Source organism: Ruania alba (assembly GCF_900105765.1).
Lineage (GTDB): Bacteria > Actinomycetota > Actinomycetes > Actinomycetales > Beutenbergiaceae > Ruania > Ruania alba.
This window is the reverse complement of sequence record NZ_FNTX01000001.1, coordinates 99291-118112: the sequence shown is the minus strand read 5'-3', so window position 1 is coordinate 118112 and position 18822 is coordinate 99291. Positions and strand designations below refer to the sequence as shown.

16 protein-coding genes are annotated in these 18822 nt (G+C 66.9%); 8 read left to right on the top strand and 8 right to left on the bottom strand.

Annotated elements, in window-relative coordinates; all coding sequences use genetic code 11:
• Positions 1-3 precede the first annotated feature (3 nt).
• Positions 4-1653, top strand: a complete 1650-nt coding sequence (locus BLU77_RS00485; protein ID WP_089771204.1) for a fucose isomerase — start codon at positions 4-6, stop codon at positions 1651-1653.
• Positions 1654-1742: 89 nt separating this feature from the next.
• Here the strand turns inward: BLU77_RS00485 and BLU77_RS00480 are convergent, their stop codons facing one another.
• Positions 1743-2999, bottom strand: a complete 1257-nt coding sequence (locus BLU77_RS00480) for an alpha-hydroxy acid oxidase (protein ID WP_089771203.1) — start codon at positions 2997-2999, stop codon at positions 1743-1745.
• A gap of 208 nt (positions 3000-3207) precedes the next feature.
• On the opposite strand from BLU77_RS00480, the gene BLU77_RS00475 reads away from it, so the two are divergent.
• Entirely contained in the window at positions 3208-3843 is a 636-nt protein-coding gene (locus BLU77_RS00475; protein ID WP_089771202.1) for a uridine kinase family protein, read from the top strand.
• A gap of 8 nt (positions 3844-3851) precedes the next feature.
• On the opposite strand, the gene BLU77_RS00470 is transcribed toward BLU77_RS00475, so the two are convergent.
• On the bottom strand, positions 3852-4595 hold the full coding sequence (locus tag BLU77_RS00470) for an IclR family transcriptional regulator (RefSeq protein WP_089771201.1): 744 nt from the start codon (positions 4593-4595) through the stop codon (positions 3852-3854).
• A 100-nt stretch (positions 4596-4695) separates the two neighbouring features.
• Between BLU77_RS00470 and BLU77_RS00465 the strand changes: the two genes are divergently transcribed.
• The 3 genes from BLU77_RS00465 to BLU77_RS00455 are packed head-to-tail and all read left to right on the top strand — an operon-like array spanning position 4696 to position 8684.
• Positions 4696-6063 carry an FAD-binding oxidoreductase gene (locus BLU77_RS00465; RefSeq protein ID WP_089771200.1) on the top strand — a complete coding sequence of 456 codons (1368 nt, stop codon included), beginning with the start codon at positions 4696-4698 and terminating at the stop codon, positions 6061-6063.
• Positions 6060-8249, top strand: coding sequence for a malate synthase G (locus BLU77_RS00460; RefSeq protein ID WP_089771199.1), 2190 nt, complete (start codon positions 6060-6062; stop codon positions 8247-8249). Before BLU77_RS00465 ends, BLU77_RS00460 begins: the two co-directional genes overlap by 4 nt.
• A 12-nt stretch (positions 8250-8261) precedes the next feature.
• Positions 8262-8684 (top strand): GlcG/HbpS family heme-binding protein, encoded by a 423-nt coding sequence (locus tag BLU77_RS00455; protein ID WP_089771198.1) that lies wholly within the window; start codon positions 8262-8264, stop codon positions 8682-8684.
• Between the two features lie 33 nt (positions 8685-8717).
• Here the strand turns inward: BLU77_RS00455 and BLU77_RS00450 are convergent, their stop codons facing one another.
• The 6 genes from BLU77_RS00450 to BLU77_RS00425 form a co-directional block, all read right to left on the bottom strand.
• A complete protein-coding gene (locus BLU77_RS00450) occupies positions 8718-9767 on the bottom strand; it encodes a mandelate racemase/muconate lactonizing enzyme family protein (RefSeq protein ID WP_089771197.1) in 1050 nt (349 codons plus the stop codon).
• On the bottom strand, positions 9764-10951 hold the full coding sequence (locus BLU77_RS00445; protein WP_175476881.1) for an ABC transporter substrate-binding protein: 1188 nt from the start codon (positions 10949-10951) through the stop codon (positions 9764-9766). The genes BLU77_RS00450 and BLU77_RS00445 overlap by 4 nt, the downstream gene beginning before the upstream one ends.
• Positions 10952-11167: 216 nt before the next feature.
• Entirely contained in the window at positions 11168-12250 is a 1083-nt protein-coding gene (locus tag BLU77_RS00440; protein ID WP_089771195.1) for a mandelate racemase/muconate lactonizing enzyme family protein, read from the bottom strand.
• An 11-nt stretch (positions 12251-12261) separates the two neighbouring features.
• The gene (locus BLU77_RS00435) at positions 12262-13080 is read right to left on the bottom strand and encodes a carbohydrate ABC transporter permease (RefSeq protein ID WP_217632334.1); all 819 of its coding nucleotides are present in this window, start codon (positions 13078-13080) and stop codon (positions 12262-12264) included.
• A 100-nt stretch (positions 13081-13180) separates the two neighbouring features.
• Complete coding sequence (locus BLU77_RS00430) at positions 13181-14143, bottom strand: carbohydrate ABC transporter permease (protein WP_089771193.1); 963 nt, start codon at positions 14141-14143, stop codon at positions 13181-13183.
• Positions 14140-14892, bottom strand: a complete 753-nt coding sequence (locus BLU77_RS00425; protein WP_089771192.1) for a GntR family transcriptional regulator — start codon at positions 14890-14892, stop codon at positions 14140-14142. Before BLU77_RS00425 ends, BLU77_RS00430 begins: the two co-directional genes overlap by 4 nt.
• A gap of 124 nt (positions 14893-15016) precedes the next feature.
• Between BLU77_RS00425 and BLU77_RS00420 the strand changes: the two genes are divergently transcribed.
• The 3 genes from BLU77_RS00420 to BLU77_RS00410 are packed head-to-tail and all read left to right on the top strand — an operon-like array spanning position 15017 to position 18753.
• Positions 15017-16018, top strand: a complete 1002-nt coding sequence (locus tag BLU77_RS00420) for an Ldh family oxidoreductase (protein WP_089771191.1) — start codon at positions 15017-15019, stop codon at positions 16016-16018.
• Positions 16019-16034: 16 nt separating this feature from the next.
• Entirely contained in the window at positions 16035-17279 is a 1245-nt protein-coding gene (locus BLU77_RS00415; RefSeq protein ID WP_089771190.1) for an iron-containing alcohol dehydrogenase, read from the top strand.
• A 16-nt stretch (positions 17280-17295) separates the two neighbouring features.
• Complete coding sequence (locus BLU77_RS00410) at positions 17296-18753, top strand: NAD-dependent succinate-semialdehyde dehydrogenase (protein ID WP_089771189.1); 1458 nt, start codon at positions 17296-17298, stop codon at positions 18751-18753.
• The last annotated feature ends 69 nt before the right edge of the window (positions 18754-18822 follow it).

The window sequence follows — 18822 nt, the reverse complement described above, 5'->3', positions numbered from 1 at the left end:
GTCATGACGACCCCCACCTATACCCTCCCCACCCTCGCCGAACCGCCCGCAGCGCCGGAGAAGACCGCCTACCTGGTGGCCTCCGGCGACCTGCGTGAGTCCGCGAACAGCGCCGGCTGGCCCACCCAGGTCGAGCTCGAGCGCATCATCACCGACGCCTTCGCCGCCCACGGCTGGCAGGTCATCCGCGCCAATGACGTGGACCCGGCCACCGGGCACGGATTCATCTCCAGCCAGCGGATGGGACTGGAGGTGTTCACGCGGATTCCACCGGACGCCCCGCTGATCGTGGCCGAGGCGGTGTGGCAGTACAGCCACCACATCCTCGCCGGCCTGCGCACCCACCGCGGCCCGATCCTCACCGCCGCGAACTTTGCCGGTGACTGGCCGGGCCTGGTCGGCCTGCTCGGCATCAACGCCGGGATGACGAAGATGGGCAAGCCGTACTCCACGGTGTGGACCGTGGACGGTACCGACCAGTGGTTCCACGACGCGATCGCTACCTGGGTCCAGACCGGCACGATCACCCACGACGCCTCGCACGTACACCCGCTTCCCGCGCTGCCGGACAGCGCCGAGACCGAGCTGGGCAGGGCGCTGGCCGCACAACTGCAGCGCGAGAAGGCCATCATCGGTGTCTTCGACGAGGGCTGCATGGGCATGTACAACGCCATCTTCGACGACGAGTTGCTGAACGGGCTCGGCATCTACAAGGAGCGGCTCTCCCAGTCGGCGCTGTGGGCCGAGATGCAGCGGGTGCCCGATAGTGAGGCGGACGAGGTACAGGCCTGGCTCGAGGAGGCCGGGATGACCTTCCGCACCGGCACCGACGACGCCACCGAGCTCACCATGGACCAGCTGCGCTGGCAGCACAAGATGTACATCGCGGCACTGCGGATCGCCGACGACTTCGGGCTGGACGCCGTGGGCATCCAGTACCAGCAAGGGCTGAAGGACCTCTCCCCCGCCTCCGACCTGCCCGAGGGGTTGCTGAACAACGTCTCCCGCCCGCCGGTACGCTCCCGCGACGGCGAGCACGTGCTCTGGGAGGACAAGGCGCTGCCCCACTTCAACGAGGCGGACGAGGGCGTGGCCGTGGACGCGCTGGTGACGAACCGGATCTGGACCGCGATGGGCCTGGACCCGGCCACCACGCTGCACGACGTGCGCTGGGGCGAGGAGTACGACGGTCAGTTCGTCTGGGTCTTCGAGATCTCCGGCTCGGTGCCGCCGTCACACTTCGAGAACGGCTACGCCGACGCCGAGGGCTGGCGGCAGGGCCCGGTGTTCTTCCCCGCCGGCGGCTCCACGATCAACGGGATCTCCAAGCCGGGCGAGATCGTCTGGTCGCGGGTCTACATCGCCGAGGGCAAGCTCCAGGTGGACATGGGCCGCGCCTCGGTGGTCGCGCTGCCCGAGGAGGAGACCCGGCGCCGCAAGGAGGCCACCAACCCGGAGTGGCCGATCATGCACGCGGTGCTGCACGGGGTCAGCCGAGACCAGTTCATGGCGCGGCACAAGGCCAACCACCTGAACGTCGTCTACGCACCCGACGCCGAGACCGCCGACCGCGCACTCACGGCGAAGGCCGCGCTCTTCGACGCCCTGGGCGTGCCGGTGCACCTGTGCGGGGACACCTCACTCACCCGCTGACGGCGGCGCTCACCCGGGCACGCACCCCGGGTGAGCGCACGCCTCGCATGGCGACCGGCCGCCGTCGTGCGCTGGAATCCGGCGGAGCGTCAGCGGGTGCGGGCGGGAACCCCGTGCTCGATCGGCAGCAGCCGGCGCAGCTGGGTCACGTGCGCAGGCTCGAGCTCGGCCACCGAGGAGACGCCGAGCAGCTTCATCGTGCGCTCGACCTCGGAGCCGAGGATCTCGATCATTCGGTCCACACCCTCGCGGCCCCCGGCCATCAGGCCGTAGAGGTAGGCGCGGCCCACGAGCGTGAAGTCGGCACCGAGGGCGAGCGAAGCGACGATGTCGGCGCCGCTCATGATGCCGGTGTCGAGGATGATCTCGAGCTGGTCGCCGAGCTCGGTGGCCACCTCGGGCAGCAGGTGGAACGGGATCGGGGCGCGGTCGAGCTGGCGGCCGCCGTGGTTGGAGAGCACGATGCCGTCGACGCCGAGCTCGGCCACCCGGCGGGCGTCCTCGAGGGTCTGGATGCCCTTGACCACGACCTTGCCGGGCCACTGCTCGGAGACCCAGCGCAGGTCCTCGAAGTCCACGGTCGGGTCGAACATGCTGTCCAGCAGCTCGGCCACGGTGCCGGACCACCGGTCCAGGGAGGCGAACGCGAGCGGTTCGGTGGTGAGGAAGTCGATCCACCAGGCCGGGCGCGGGATCGCGTTCAGCACCGTCTTGACGCTGAGTGAAGGCGGGATCGTCATCCCGTTGCGCTTGTCCCGCAGGCGGGCACCCGCCACGGGGACGTCCACGGTGACCAGGAGGGTGTCGTAACCGGCCTCGGCGGCGCGGTTCACCAGGGCCATCGAGCGGTCCCGGTCCTTCCACATGTACAGCTGGAACCAGTTCCTCCCCGTCGGGTTGGCTGCGGCGACGTCCTCGATCGAGGCGGTCCCCATCGTGGAGAGCGAGAACGGGATGCCGGCGGACCGGGCGGCCGTGGCGCCGGCGATCTCACCCTCGGTCTGCATCATCCGGGTGAACCCGGTGGGTGCGATGCCGAACGGGAGCGCCGAGGAACCGCCCAGGACGTCCACGCTGGTGTCCACGTCGGCCACGTTGCGCAGGATCGCCGGGTGGAACTCGACGTCCTCGAAGGCCTGGCGGGCCCGGGCGAGGGACAACTCCTTCTCGGCAGCACCTTCGGTGTAGTCGAAGGCTGCTTTCGGAGTGCGACGCTGGGCGATGGTGCGCAGGTCGTCGATGGTCAGGGCGGCGTCGAGCCGGCGCTTGCGACCATCGAGCTCCGGACGCTTGAACTGCAGCAGGGGCGCGAGATCGCGCACCTTGGGCACTCGACGCTGGACCATGCGTGACTTCTCCTCGTGTTCCGGACCTGGCGACGACGGGGGCGCGGGTCAGGGGCGAAAATGGAACGATTCAGGCGAGTGTTACGACGCCGTCTGGGCGTGTCAAACCAGGGGCGGTCCCCGACGGCGTCCCTCGCTGTGGCATTCCCCCACCCTAGCGCCGGGTGTGAACACGCATGGCCGGTGTTCGCCAGGCGATAATCGCAGGGTGCCAGCCGAGGACTCCGCCCTATTCCCTGTACCCGAGGGCGCTCGACGCTCCCCGCGCAAGGTCGTCCTGCTGACCGGCCCGTCCGGTTCCGGCAAGAGCTCGTTGAGCCGGCGGCTGGGACTGCCGGTGGTGGCGCTGGACGACTTCTACCAGGACATCGACGCGCCCGGACTGCCGCAGCGGTTCGGCAGCGTGGACTGGGACTCCCCCGGCTCGTGGAACGCTGCTGCGGCGGCCGAGGCGCTGGTCACGCTGTGCCGGGACGGTGAGGTCGCAGTGCCGATCTATGACATCCCGACCTCCCGGCGCACCGGGACATCCACGGTGGTGGCCGGCGACTCACCGATCATGCTGGCCGAAGGGATCTTTGCCGGGGAACTGGTGCCTGCCTTGCGAGCAGAGGGAGTACTCGCCGACGCGGTGTGCCTCGTCCGGCCCCGGTTGCAGACCTTCTGGTTCCGGCTGCTGCGGGACCTAGCGGAGTCTCGGAAGCGACCCAGCACCTTGGTCCGGCGAGGCCTGGCGCACTACCGTGCCGAACCAGCGAAGATCCGCGCCTGGGTGGCCCAGGGGTGTCGGGCCGCAACGCCCGCCCAGGCAGAGGCCGAACTGCGCGTTCTGCTCGCCCCCTGAGAATCACGTCAGGCCGGCGAGCCAGTGAAGATCTGCTCCAGGCGCTGGGCTGCTGCGTGGACGCGGGGAGCCGCCGCATGGGCAGCTGACTCGGTGAATCGGCCGGACGGACCTGAGACCGAGACAGCCATGAGGGCGTTCCCGGTGAACGGCACCGCGAGACAGCGCACCCCCACCTCCATCTCCTCGTCGTCGATCGCGTAGCCGCGTTGACGGATCGCAGCGAGCTCACCGCGCATCTGTTCCCGATCCACGATCGTCTTCGATGTCGCCGGGTTCATGTGCTGCTCGTCGAGGAGGGCGAGGGCGTCGCCCTCGTCCAGCGTGGCGAGCATCGCCTTGCCGACACCGGTCGAGTGGAGCGGCACGCGCCGCCCGACCTCGGTGAACATCCGCATCGCATGAGGTCCGGCCACCTGCGCGACGTATTCGGCCCGGTCCCCGCTGAGGGTGGCGAGGTTGGCGGATTCCTCGAGGTCCCGCGCGAGTGAATTGAGCACGGGCCGGGCACGCACACCGAAGAGCTCGTTGGCCGCCCGGCCGAGCGGGACCAGGCGCGCCCCGAGCCCGTAGCGGCGGTCCGCCAACTGCTGGACGAGACCGAGTGAGACCAGCGTCCGGGCCAGGCGGTGCACCGAGCCGACCGGCAGCTCGAGGCTGGTTCCGAGCTCGCTGACACCCAGCGGGCCCTCCGCCCGTAGCAGTTCGAGCATCTCTCCAGCGCGCACGACCGCGCGGATCTCGCCGCTCATCACCCTCCCTCTCGTTGACCCTCGGGTACGAGGGTTGCTACCGTCGACAACAGCGAAAACTGTATTCCGCAGTATGGAAAACTGCAAGGATGAGGCAACGATGTCTGACATGCTCGCTGAGCTGATGAGTGCACTTCCTGGCGCCGTCCTGACGGGCGCGGACGGGACCGAGCCCTATCGGCGTGACCGCGCCCTCGATCCTGATGCCGGGGTGCCGCTCGCCGTCGTCCTGCCACGATCGACCGCCGAGGTTCAGACCGCCGTGCGCTGGGCCGCCCGGCACCACGTCCCGATCGTGCCTCGCGGCGCCGGCACCGGCTTGTCCGGGGGAGCAACCGCTGTGCACGGCGGACTCGTCCTTTCCACCGAACGCATGAGAGACGTCACGATCGACACGGCGACGCGGATGGCGATCGTGCAGCCGGGGTTGCTGAACGCCGAACTGAAGGCAGCCGCTGCCGACGCCGGCCTCTGGTACCCGCCGGACCCTGCGTCGTTCGAGATCTGCTCGATCGGCGGCAATATCGCCACCAACGCGGGCGGGCTGTGCTGTGTGAAGTACGGCGTGACCGCCGACTACGTCCTCAGCCTGGAGGTCGTCCTGGCCGATGGTCGCGCCGTACGCCTGGGCCGCCCGCTCATCAAGGACGTCGCCGGACTCTCGCTCACGAGCTTGTTCGTCGGGAGTGAGGGAACCCTGGGGATCGTCACCGAGATCACGCTCCGGCTGCTCCCGACACCGCCACCGACCCGGTGGGTCGTGGCGTGGTTCGACTCGAGCGACGACGCCGCGCGCGCGATCGCCGAGATCGCCTGCACGGTCCGGCCGAGCGTGCTCGAGTACATGGACCGCATCGCGATCAACGCGGTCGAGGACCGGCTGCACCTCGGCCTGGACCGTGGCGCGGCCGCGCTAGTCCTCGCCGGGTGCGACGACGTGGATCCACAGCGCGACCTGAACGCGATGCAGGCGGTCCTCGAACGTCACGACCCCTCCTCCGTGCATCAGCCTCCCCAGGCCGACGGGGATGCGATCGCCTACGCCAGGCGCTTGGCCATCCCCGCCGTCGAGGACAAGGGCCGGCTGCTGCTCGCCGATGTCGGTGTGTCGATCCCCCGGCTCGCCGAGCTGATCGGCGGCGTCGAGGAGATCGCGGCACGCAACGACGTGACGATCGCCTTCATCGCTCACGCCGGCGACGGCAACACCCACCCACTCGTCGTCTTCGACCCTGCGGACGTGGACGAGGCAGCGCGAGCCGAGCACGCGTACGGCGAGCTGATGACCCTCGCGATCGGGCTCGGCGGCACGATCACCGGCGAGCACGGCGTGGGCAAACTCAAACGGCCCTGGCTCGCCGATCAGGTCGGGCACGACGCGCTCGACCTGGGCCAACGCATCAAGACCGCGCTCGACCCTGACGGCATCCTGAACCCCGGCACCATCTTTGAGGACGATCACTCATGACATCCGCTCCCAGCACCAACTACGTCACCATTGGCGGCCTGTCCGTGGCCAGCGAACTGCGGGACTTCGTCGAGAATGAGGCACTGCCTGCTCACATCACCCCGGCGGACTTCTGGTCCGGAGTGGAACGGATCGTCGCCGACCTGGCGCCGGTGAACCGCGAGCTGCTCGCGGAGCGGGACCGCCTGCAGGGCGAGCTGGACACGTGGTACCACACCCACCGTGACCAGCCGTGGGACGCGGACGCCTATCGAGCCCACCTGGAACGGATCGGCTACCTGCTGTCCGAGCCGGACGACGTCACCGTCACCACCGCCGGCGTCGATGCCGAGATTGCCGAGCTCGCCGGACCGCAGCTGGTGGTGCCGGTCACGAACGCCCGCTACGCCCTCAACGCGACCAACGCACGCTGGGGCTCCCTCTACGACGCCTTCTACGGCACCGATGCCCTGCCTGGGAAGGCTCGCCCCGGCGGCTATGACGCCGAACGTGGGGCGCAGGTGATCGCCGCGGTGCGATCGCTCCTGGACGAGCACTTCCCGCTCGCCCAGGGCAGCCACGCAGAGGCGACGTCGTACGCCGTCGTGGATCATTCGCTCCAGGTGAGCCTGCCCTCCGGGAACACCGGACTGGCCGACCCCACCGCATTCCGTGGCTGGCGCGGCGAGGCCGCGCGCCCGGAGGCGGTGCTGCTGCGCAAGCACGGTCTGCACAGTGAGCTGCAGTTCGACGCGTCCTCACCGATCGCCGCCGGAGACAGCGCCGGGATGAGCGATGTGCTGCAGGAGTCGGCGTTGACGACGATCGTCGACTTCGAGGACTCCGTGGCAGTCGTCGATGCCGCGGACAAGGTCCTCGCCTACCGAAACTGGCTCGGCCTGAATCGCGGCGATCTGGAGGACACCTTCGACAAGGGTGGCCGTGCGATCACCCGTCGCCTCGCCGATGATCGTGAGTACACAGCTCCCGACGGCGCAGTGTTGCGTCTGGCTGGACGTGCACTGCTCTTCGTGCGCAACGTCGGCCACCTGATGACCACCGACGCCATCCTGGACGCCGCCGGGAATGAGATCGGCGAAGGCATCCTCGACGCGGTGCTGACCAGCCTGTGCGCCCTGCCCGGGATCGATCCGGCCAACGCCCGCCGCAACGGCACCACCGGCTCGGTCTACATCGTCAAGCCGAAGATGCACGGGCCGGCCGAGGTGGCGCTGACCGTGCGGCTCTTCGAAGCAGTCGAGCAGCTGCTCGGATTGGCTCCGGAGACACTGAAGCTCGGGCTCATGGACGAGGAACGACGCACCTCCGCCAACCTCAAGGCGTGCATCGCCCAGGCATCCACCCGGCTGGTGTTCATCAACACCGGCTTCCTGGACCGTTCCGGCGACGAGATCCACACCTCGATGGAGGCCGGCCCGATCGTCCGCAAGGCCGATCTGAAGGCCCGCCCGTGGATCGGCGCCTACGAGGACCAGAACGTCGACATCGGCCTCGAGACGGGACTGCCCGGCCATGCCCAGATCGGCAAGGGCATGTGGGCGATGCCCGACCTGATGGCCGACATGCTCGAGCAGAAGATCGGCCATCCGCGCGCGGGAGCCACGACGGCGTGGGTCCCCTCCCCCACCGCGGCCACCCTGCATGCCCTGCACTATCTCCAGGTGGACGTGCATGCCCGGCAGGACGAGCTCGCGGGAACACGACGCGGCAGCCTCGCTGACCTCCTCACCATCCCGCTCGGCAGCCCCGACGAGTGGGACGCCGCGGCCCGGAAGGAGGAGGTCGACAACAACGTCCAGTCCCTGCTGGGCTACGTGGTGCGCTGGGTCGATGCCGGGATCGGGTGCTCCAAGGTGCCCGACATCCACGACGTCGGCCTGATGGAGGATCGCGCCACGCTGCGGATCTCCAGCCAGCTCCTGGCCAACTGGTTGCGCCACGGAGTCATCACCGTCGACCAGCTCGAGGAGTCCATGCTCCGGATGGCTGCGGTCGTGGACCAGCAGAACGCCGACGACCCCGACTACCGGCCGATGGCCACGGATCCGGACGCCAGCATCGCCTTTCAAGCGGCACGCGATCTCGTGCTCGACGGCACCAACCAACCCAGCGGCTACACCGAACCGATCCTGCACCGCCGTCGCCGCGAGGCGAAGGCGGCCCAGTCAGCAACCCAGCCGTCCTGATCGAGGAGCAGCATGAAGCAGCACATCGACACCATCGCGGTGAGCCACGAGTTCGCCCTGCACATCTGCCAGGTCGCCATCGAGGAGGGGGCGAAGGCGGGGATCCCGGTCGCCGTCACGATCGCCGACCCGACTATGGGAGTGGTCGCCTACGTGAGGGCGGACGGGACGACGCCGCACAGTGCGGAGACGAGCAACCGCAAGGCCCGAACGGCCGCATCGACCCGCCGCCCCACCGGATGGATGACCGGTGAGCTCGCGACCGCACTTCCCCTTGGCACCGGTGGCGACCTCACCAACATTGCCGGCGGCGTCCCCCTGCAGTTCGACGGCCGCCACCTGGGCGGCCTCGGCGTCGCCGGTGGTCCACCGGCCAAGGACGCCGAGATCGCCCGCGACGTGTTGGTCAGGATCGGTGCCGATCTGCCGGAGTAGCGGCGATCCGGGCCGCTCATTGACGAACCAGGTTCAGAACCGTGCCCAGCCGGTCAGACCAGGCTCGGTCGGCAGCGGATAGGTACCGTCAGTGAGATGGACCGACCCGTCCTCGGGCAGCAACCCGCTCTCCATGTAGAGAGTGTTGGGCAAGGCGGCCAACACGTGGATGTGCGCGCCACCGCCGTGGGAGGCATACGGAACTCCCATCCCGGCGGCCAGCAGCCCTACCTCGAGACAATCGGTCAGTCCACCGGCGCGACGCAGATCGGGCTGCACCACTCCGACGCCTCCGGCCGTGATGAGATCGGTGAACGCACGCTGCCCGTAGCGGTTCTCACCGGTAGCGATCGGGACGTCGAGCTTGTCTGCGAGCCGAACATGCGCGGCAGTGTCGTGTGCCGGGAGCGGTTCCTCGAACCAGCGGACACCGAGTTCCTCATAGGCTCGGCCACGACTGAGTGCCTCGGCATAGTCGAACGCCTGGTTGGCATCGACCATCAGGTCCGGCTCGTCCCCGATCGCTGACCGGACAGCCCGCATCCGCGAGATGTCCTCGTGGAGCGTCCCGCCACCGACCTTCATCTTCACACCTCGAAAGCCCTGCTCGATCGCGCGGACCGCTACGTCGGCCAGGGCTGTCTCGTCGAGCTCGAGCCAGCCCACCATCGCGTAGGTGGGGATGGCATCACGGCGCGCACCCAACAGCTGCCAGACCGGAACCTCGAGGCTGCGGCCGAGCAGGTCCCACAGCGCGAGGTCGACGGCGGCCATCCCGAATGTGGACAGCCCAGCTGTGCCCTGATAATCAGTGAGTGCCCGCAACTGCTCTCGAATGCCCCGGATCAGGCGCGGATCGGATCCGACGATGGCCGGGGCCAGTTGGTCTTGCACGATTCGCGCCAGGATCGCGGGTGAGGACGGTTCGCGGCCGAAATAGGTGTCGCTGCGTCCCGCGACCCCTTCGTCGGTCTCGATCGTGGTGACCACATGCCCGTCCCGGTCGAGCAGTTGGATCGCGTCCCGGACCGCGTGGTGTTTCGGCTCGGAGACGACCTCGACACGGACCGCGGTGATTTTCACTGTTCACCCGCCAGCACGGCCTCGACCTCTGCCTTGATGGCCCCGAGTGCGTCAGCGGCACTCTGGCGACCGCTCCAGATCTCGTCAAGCACAGGTCGGTAGATCGTGCGGGCCCGTTCGATGTACGGGTTGTAGTTCTCATTGACCGCGTTCTCCACCGCCTCTGGCACCAGGGCCAGATTCTGGGGAGATGAGTCGGCGTCGTCGGACGCGAAGAAGTCTGCCGCTTCGCGACGCACCGGCACGAACCCGCGCGACTCGGCGAACACCTCGATCGCCGGGTCCTCGGTCGCAGACTTGAGAAACTCCCAAGCGAGGTCCGGGTCGGGGCTGTCGGCCGGGATGGCGAGCACCGTCAGCGTGTTCACGGTCTTCTGCTGCACGCGACCGGGAGGCGCCACGATGTCCCAGCGCATATCGGTGACGTTCTGAACCATCCAGTCCATGGCCGAGGTGAGTGAGAGCATCATGGCGATCTTTCCCGTGGCGAATTGCGTGTTCGCCCAGTTCGGCGTCGAGGAGCCAGCGTCGACAGTGGCGAAGTCCGGGTGCACGCCGTGCACAAGCGCCAGATCGGCACCCCACTGCAAAGCCTCCAACGCCTCGTCCTCCGCCAAGGTGAAGCGAGTGCCATCCATCGAGTAGATGCCGTCGGAGCCGTTGTTCACCGGCCACACTGTTTCGAAGTCGGTCCCGTCGGTGATCAGGCACCCCCAGCGTTCACCGTCAGGCAGTGTCAGAGCTTTGGCCGCCTCCAGGAACTCGTCCCAGGTCCAGCCCTCCATCGTCCAATCTGACGGCGGCAGCGGCACACCGGCTTCCTCGAATGCGTCGACATTGATGTAGAGCACGCCAGGGTTGGTCATGATCGGCCAGGCTGCATGCGTTCCGTCTGCCTGCACGGGGAAGTTGAAGGCGACCGGAAAGAAGTCCTCCGCCACGATCCCGTCCCGCTCCAGATATGGCGTCAGATCCAGCAACGCACCATCGGCGTGGTAGCCGCGCACGTAGTCGTCATTGATACGGATCGCGTGGGGTGCGGCACCCGAGGACAGTACGGTCCGCAGCTTCGCGTCGTAGTCGCTGTAAGGAACCGACTGAACATCGAGCTCGGCATCAGCGCTGCCTGCCCACAGTTCGGCCACTCGATAGAGCGCAGTGTCACTCGTGGTGTCCCAAGACATGAAAGCGAATGCACCACCACCGGAACCGTCTGGTTCTGCTCCACCGCTGTTACAGGAGGCCAGTGTTCCACCCAGCGCCGCCGCGCCAGTCGTCATTCCGAGAGCTTGCAGGAGGTGCCGTCGGCTGAGATTTGCGGTCATCATTGATCCCTTTGTGGTGAGCAGGTTGTGCGGATGGAACGGCCGGCTGCCCGAAGGAACCGACCGTGAGTGAGCTCAGGCGGTGCGTAGGCGTGCCACCACCTCGTCGTCGAGCTCGACACCGAGACCGGGCAGGTCGTGCGGAGTCATCACACCGTCGACCGGAACAAGCGGGTTCTGCCAGATCGGGGTGTCATCGAGGATGGGGTTGTGCTCGATGTTGTACTCCTGCGGGTAGACGCAGGAGGGGGTACTCACCCAGAGGTGCGCATGTGCCGAGGTACCCACGGTCTGCTGGGTGTTGTGCACCGTGATGGGCTTGGTGAAGGTGTCAGCAAGGACTGCGATCTTCTTGAACTCCGTGATGCCACCGCACTTGATCACGTCCGGCTGCAAGATGTCGACCTGACCACGCAGGATGAGGTCACGAAACTGCCACGTGGTGTATTCCTGCTCACCCACCGCGATAGGTATGTCCACCGCGGCCGCCAGCCGGGCGTAGGCCTCGTAATCGTGCGCTGCCAAAGGTTCCTCGAAGTGCCAGACACCCAGGAACTGCAGTTCACGCGCCATGGCGATCGCACTGTGCTCGTAGTAGGCGTTGTTGACATCGACCATGATGTCGAATTCCGGTCCGACGAGTTCGCGAACAGCGGTGACAGTGGCGATCGTCTGGTCGAAACCGTCGTCATGCATCCACGGAGTAGCAGAGTGGATCTTGTATCCGTGGAAACCCTGCTCCTTGAATGAGAGCGCCCGCTCAGCCTCTTCCTCCGGAGTCATGCTTCGCGACATCGAGCTCGCGTAGACCTTCATTCCTTGCCGGTACTTGCCGCCTAGGAGTTTGTAGGTAGGAAGGCCCGCAAGCTTGCCGAGCAGATCCCATAGCGCGATGTCGATGCCTGCGATCGCCTCCAGCTGGGCCCCCATCGGGCCAAGCTTGTAGGGCTTGGTGTAGAGGCGGCGCCATAGCCGCTCGATATCGCTCGGGTCCTCGCCGACGAGCAGTGGCGCCAGGGCCTGGGTCACGACCGCATGCGTGACACCGGCGTTCATCGGACTGACCTCACCGACACCTGTGACGCCCTCGTCGGTATGGACCTTGACCAGATGGAACTGATCAAGCAGGACGATCGACTCAACTGCGGTGATTCGCATCAGGTGTACTCCTAGCCTTTCATTCCGGACATCGTGATGCCTTGGACGAAGTAGCGCTGCGCCAGCAGGAAGAGCAGCAATGGGGGCAGGATGGTCAGCGTCGCGGCCGCCATCATCAGGTTGGTCTGGGTGAAGTGCTCGCCGCGGAACAGAGCGAGTGCGATCGGCATCGTCTGCAACCGGGTCGAGTTGAGAAAGATGAGCGGACCGAAGAGGTCATTCCACGACTGCATGAACGTCAGCAACCCGACGGCTGCGAGCGCGGGTTTGACCTGAGGCAGCATGATCCGCGCGAACACCCCGAACGTGCTGGCGCCGTCCAGCTTTCCCGCTTCGGCCAGTTCCTTGGGGAGAGCTTTGAACGACTGCCGCAGCAGGAAGGTGCCGAAGACCGGTGTCAGTACCTGCGGCACCCACAGGGGGAAGTGGGTGTCGATCCATCCGATCTCCCGGAAGAGAATGTACTGAGGAATCAGGTACACCATGCTCGGGATCATCGCGGTGGAGAGCAGGAGCGCGAATGCGACCCCCTTGCCCACGAACTCCAGCCGCGCGAACGCATATCCGGCAAGGCTGGCGAAGCACAGCAAGCCTCCCACGTTGAGCGCGGCGAGCTTGACGCTGTTGAGGAAGAATGGCGCAAGGCTCGCCCCAGCCTCGGAGTAGTTGCCCCAAAGGACCTCTGAGCCCAGCAGCGCTGGTTCCGGACTGAGGACCTCGAGCTCCGGCTTCAGCGAGGCGCTGACCATCCAGATCAGCGGAGTCGCGAAGACCACCACGAGGGCGACCAGCACGAGAAGCAGGATCACACGCTTGCCGCCGTCGGACACTCGCCGAGCACGGCTACGACGACGAACGGACGGCGCAACTGGTTGCGTGCCGCCGCGCACTACCGTCCTGTTCGGCACGAGCATCGTCGACGCATCCGATCTACTCATAGTGCACCCACCGCTTCTCGGTCACCCATTGGATCGCGGTGACCAGTCCGACGATCACGAAGAGCACCCAGCCCATCGCGGCGGCATACCCGAGCCGGCCGTGCGCGAATGCGGTCTCGTAGATCTGATAGATGAAGACCGAAGTGGCGTTGTTCGGACCACCACTGGTCATCACGTAGATGATTCCGAACACCTGGAACGAGCTGATGAACTGCGTGATCGTCAGGAAGAAAATGTTCGGCGTCAGCAACGGCAATGTCACCCGGAAGAACTTGCGGACCGGTCCGCACCCGTCGACCACTGCTGCTTCCAGAAGTGACTTGTCGATCGACTGGAGGCCGGCGAGCAGAATGACCATGGGATAGCCGACGCCCTGCCATACCGCGACCACAATCACGGCGGCCAGCGCCGTCATCGGGTCCGACAACCAGGTCGGCGTCGGCAGACCGACGGACCCGAGCACCACGTTGAACAGGCCATTGTTCGGCTCGTACAACCAGAACCATACGAACCCGATGGCGATCACGTTCGTGACGACTGGAGAGAAGTAGAGCGTTCGGAACACTCCGATCCCACGCATGCTGTTGTTGCACAACAGCGCCAGCATCATGCCGCCGACGATGGATGCCGCCACCGTGACAACGGTGAAGACGACCGTGTTGCGCAACGACTCGTAGAACTTTGGATCACTCGTAAAGAGCTCGACGTAGTTGTCCAATGCCACGAACTGCGGCAAGTTCAGCCCCGACCAGTCCGTCACGGATACATACAGCGAGGCCGCCACAGGTGCGAGCTGGAAGGCCAATGCACCGGCGATCACCGGGCCCACGAACAGCCAGCCCGTCAGGTTCTGCCGGCGGCCACCCGGTCGTTCGGCGTCACGCCGGCGTCGCTCCGCGAGCCGCTCGGCTTCTCGTGCGGCTCTCGTCGATGGTGCCACCGGAGGCGCAGTCATCGGCCTCGCGCCTCCTTGCGTGGGCGGTCCAACGGCAGCGCCTCAACGTTGGGGGGTCGGCGCTCATCCACGAACGCCGCCCGGAGTCGCCCTCGAGACGCCTCCAGGTGCGCGCGCATCGCGGCTGCCGCGCCCTCAGCGTCACGTCGCGCCAGGGCTGTAACGATCAGGTCGTGCTCGTCCAGGGCGTCGCTGGTCACTCGCGAGTCGCGCATCAGGCGGAACAGGTGCAGGTGGCAGTGGAGCTTGCCGAAGAGCTCCTGGTAGTAGCCGTTCCCGGTGGCATGAATGATCGCTTCGTGCAGTTCCGCGTCTCTGCGGGCAAATGCGCCGTAGGACAACTCGTCGGCCGCATAGCCACGATGCATCTCCGCGTTCAGGTGGGCGATCCGGTCCACTTGCTCATGCTGGTGGCGAGCAGCCGCGAGTCCCGCACAGTGCGGTTCGAGCAGGAACCTCACCTCGAAGAGGTCTTCGAATCGGGATGGCGACAGTTTGGGGCCGGCTGAATATCCGATCAGATGTGTCTTCACCACGAGATCTTCCGCCTCGAGTCGAGACAGAGCCGCACGAACGGGGGTCTGGGACACTCCCAGGCGGCGGCTCAGCGCATCGACACTCATCCGTTCCCCGGGCTGAAAACAGCCATCTATCAACAGATTCTGGATCTCGTCATACACACGATCGGCGATGGCCACACGCGCCGCGCCGCCCAGCTCAGATTCGTTATCCATGGCCTCCTCGCACATGTTTGCGAAGCGTTCGACGTCTAGAGATCGTCGATCGATCCGTCCGCTTGCTGGATCGTATCGGATCTGATTTAGTGTGGCAAGTGATCAGCTCAACAGTTCCCCTCGGTCAGGCAGGCGCCTCATGATCGTCACCGTGGAAGCGGCGACCCGCGTCGCCGCGGATCTGTTGGAGAGCGCGGGGGTACCCAAGGACGCCGCCCTCCTGCAGGCAGACCTGCTGGTGGTCGCACAGGCCAAGGGTGTGCCCTCGCACGGACTGCTTCGGCTCCCTCGGTTGCTACGGCGGATCGGCAACGGCGTCGCGAGTGCCACCGCACGCGGTGAGCACCACTGGCTCACACCGGCGCATCTATCCGTCGACGGGTGCCAGGGCCTGGGGCCGGTGGTCGCGATGTCGGCGCTCGACGCCGCCGAGCCCGCGGCTCGTCGCTTCGGCATCGCCCTGGTCTCGATCGCACGCACGAACCACCTCGGGATGTTGTCGTGGTACACCGAGCAGCTCGCGAAGCGCGGTCTCGTGACCATCGCGGCCACCACGAGCGAAGCACTGGTGCACGCTCACCACGGAACCAATGCCGTCATCGGAACCAATCCGATCTCGATCGCCGTACCCGCCGACCAGCCGGTCGTGCTGGACATGGCCACCTCCGAGGTGTCGATGGGCAAGGTGCACGACTACGCCGCCCGGGGCGAACCGCTGGAAGAGGGCTGGGCGCTGGACTCGAGCGGCCGGCCCACCACCGACGCGGTCGCAGCTTCGTCCGGCGCTCTCGCTCCGCTCGGACCGAAGGGATACGCACTGGGTGTCACCCTCGGCGCCCTGGTCGCGCACCTGACGCCCTCTGCCACTGGGACAGCTGTTCGCGGCACTCTCGACGACACCGAGTCTGCCAACAAGGGTGACGTCTTCATCGTCGTCGACGCCGCCCCCGCCACGCCCGTCGACGCCTACCTCGACGAAGTACGCGGCTCCCGCCCAGCCGACCCCGGGGTCCCTATCTCCATCCCGGGCGAACGCTCGAGTGATCGGCGTCGAGCCGCCGAGCGCGACGGGCTAGAAGTCGACGACGCCCTGTGGAACGAACTGAACGACTGGCCGCGCACACCGCAGCCGCACCTCTGACGCGAAAGGCACGACCATGTCGGCTTCGACGACGAACCCGCAGTCCCCCACGGAGGACTCGGCCGCATTCGGTGTGCTCCGAGGACCACGTCGGTTGATCTTCGGCCAGGGGCAACGCCACGCTGTCGCTCACGAGGTGGCCGCGCTCGGCACCCGCGTGCTCGTGTGCACCGACTCACGGGTTGCGGGTTCCACCGCCTTCGCCGAGATGATCAATGGGCTGCGGCAGGCGGGATGCACGGTGACCGTGTACGACCGGGTCGAAGCCGAACTTCCGGTGACCAGCGTCCATGAGTGCGTGACGTCCGCTGGCGACCTGGCTCCGGACGTCGTCCTCGGCGTCGGTGGCGGTACCTGCATCGATCTCGCCAAGGCAGCGGCGCTGCTCCTCACCCATCACGGCCGGCTGCAGGACTACTACGGAGAGAACGCCGTTCCTGGACCGGTGCTGCCAGTCGTGGCTGTCCCCACCACCGGGGGCACCGGCTCAGAGGTGACGCCTGTATGCGTCCTCACCGATCCTGCCGCAGAGTTCAAAGTGGGCATCTCATCACTGCACCTGATCCCGGACGTCGCGATCTGTGATCCTGACCTGACGCTCTCGTGCCCGCCGGCCCTCACCGCAAGCGCCGGAGCAGATGCACTGAGCCACCTCGTCGAGGCCTTCACCGCAGTGCGCCGAGGCCCCGAGGTGACCACCGAGCAACGGGTATTCGTCGGCAAGAACATGCTCTCCGACCACTACGCACGGTGGGGTCTGGGGCTGATCGGACGCAGCCTTGCCCGCGCCGTCGATCATCCGGCAGACCGGCAGGCACGAGCGGACGTCATGCTCGCTGCCAACGCAGGTGGATACGCCCTCGGTGTGGCCGGGACAGCCGCTGCCCATGCTGTCCAGTACCCGGTCGGCGCTCTGACCAAGACCCCGCACGGCGTCGGAGTGGGCACGTTGTTGCCGTACGTGATGCGTCTGAACCAATCAGCGCGGAGCGCCGAGTTCGCCGAGATCGGCGCCCAGCTCGGAGCTGAGACTACGTCCGACGGGGGAATCGATGCGGTGACCGACCTCTTGGCTGCCATCCGAATCCCGGCGACTCTTGCCGAGCTCGGTGTGACCGACGCCGATGCCGGTTACATCGCCGAGCGAACGATGCGCTCACGCCGGCTCGTCGACAACAACCCCGTCCCGCTGGACGAAGTCACAGTACGTCGCCTCGTCGACGCCGCCATCGCCGGTGACCACAGCGCCCTGTCCGACTAGACGACGAGGAACCGTCATGACTCGTATTCGCAACCCCTGGCTGGACCGGATCGACGGCGGCCTCTGGATCGACGGAGAGTCCATCCCGGGCACCGGAACCGCGATCGACGTGATCGATCCATCCACCGGAGAGCTGCTGGGCACTGTTGCCGATGCCGACGTCGATCACGCGACACTGGCGACGAGCGCAGCGGCCGAAGCCATGCCGTCATGGTCGACGACCCCTCCGCGCGAACGTGCGGAGGTATTGCGGCGTTGCTTCGACCTGATGACAGAGTCGATCGACGACCTTGCCGACCTCGTCTCCCTCGAGAACGGCAAGGCGCTGGCGGACGCGCGCGCCGAGATCGCCTACGCGGCCGAGTTCTTCCGGTGGTATGCCGAGGAGGCGGTCCGCATCAGCGGCTCACTCACGACCGCGCCCGCAGGGCAGAACAAGATCATGGTCCTGCAGCAACCGGTCGGCGTGGCCGCGCTCGTGACTCCGTGGAACTTCCCGGCCGCGATGGCCACACGAAAGATCGCGCCAGCCCTGGCAGCCGGATGTGGAGTCGTGCTGAAACCAGCAAGTTCCACGCCACTGACTGCGTTCGCCATCGCCCAACTGATGTCGCAGGCCGGGGTGCCCGACGGGCTCGTCAATGTGGTGACCACCCGCAGCTCGGGTTCTGTGGTGTCACAACTGCTGCACGACCCGCGGGTCCGTGCCCTGTCCTTCACCGGTTCCACGTCCGTGGGACGGTCCTTGCTGATCGAGGCTGCCGACCAGGTCTTGGTGTGCAGCATGGAGCTGGGCGGCAACGCACCGGTTGTCGTCCTGGACGACGCCGACCTGGACACCGCACTCCCCGGCATCCTGCAAGCCAAGATGCGCAACGGCGGGCAGGCATGCACTGCAGCGAACCGGATCCTCGTTCACCACTCGCTGCACGATGAGCTCGCCGACCGGCTCGCCCAGGCCATGGGGTCGCTCCAGGTCGGACCGGGCCGAGAACCCACTACCGAGTGTGGCCCGATGATCGACGATCGCGCTGTTGCCAAGGCGCACGCACTCGTCACACAAGCCGTCGCCGAGGGAGCACGATTGGTGGTGGGCGGCGCACCGCTGGAACGCCCCGGTTCCTACTACCCGCCCACCGTGGTCGCCAACACCGCGGCCATTTCACCTCTCGCAGCCGAGGAGGTCTTTGCCCCAGTCGCCACCCTCATCCCGTTCGATGACGACGACCACGCCGTTGCGTTGGCGAACGCCACCGAGTTTGGTCTCGCGGGCTACGTGTTCTCCAGTGACCTGGCGCGAGCTCTCGCCCTTGCCGAACGACTGGACGTGGGCATGGTCGGCGTCAACCGCGGCGTTGTCTCGGACCCGGCTGCACCGTTCGGCGGAGTCAAGCAGAGCGGTCTCGGCCGGGAGGGAAGCGTCGACGGCATCGAAGAGTTCCTGGAGAAAAAGTACATCGCCGTCTCCTGGTGATCGTTGGTAGCCGTCCCGCGTCGAGCACGATGCGGGACGGCGAAGGGCCGTACGACAGGTGGGCCGGCG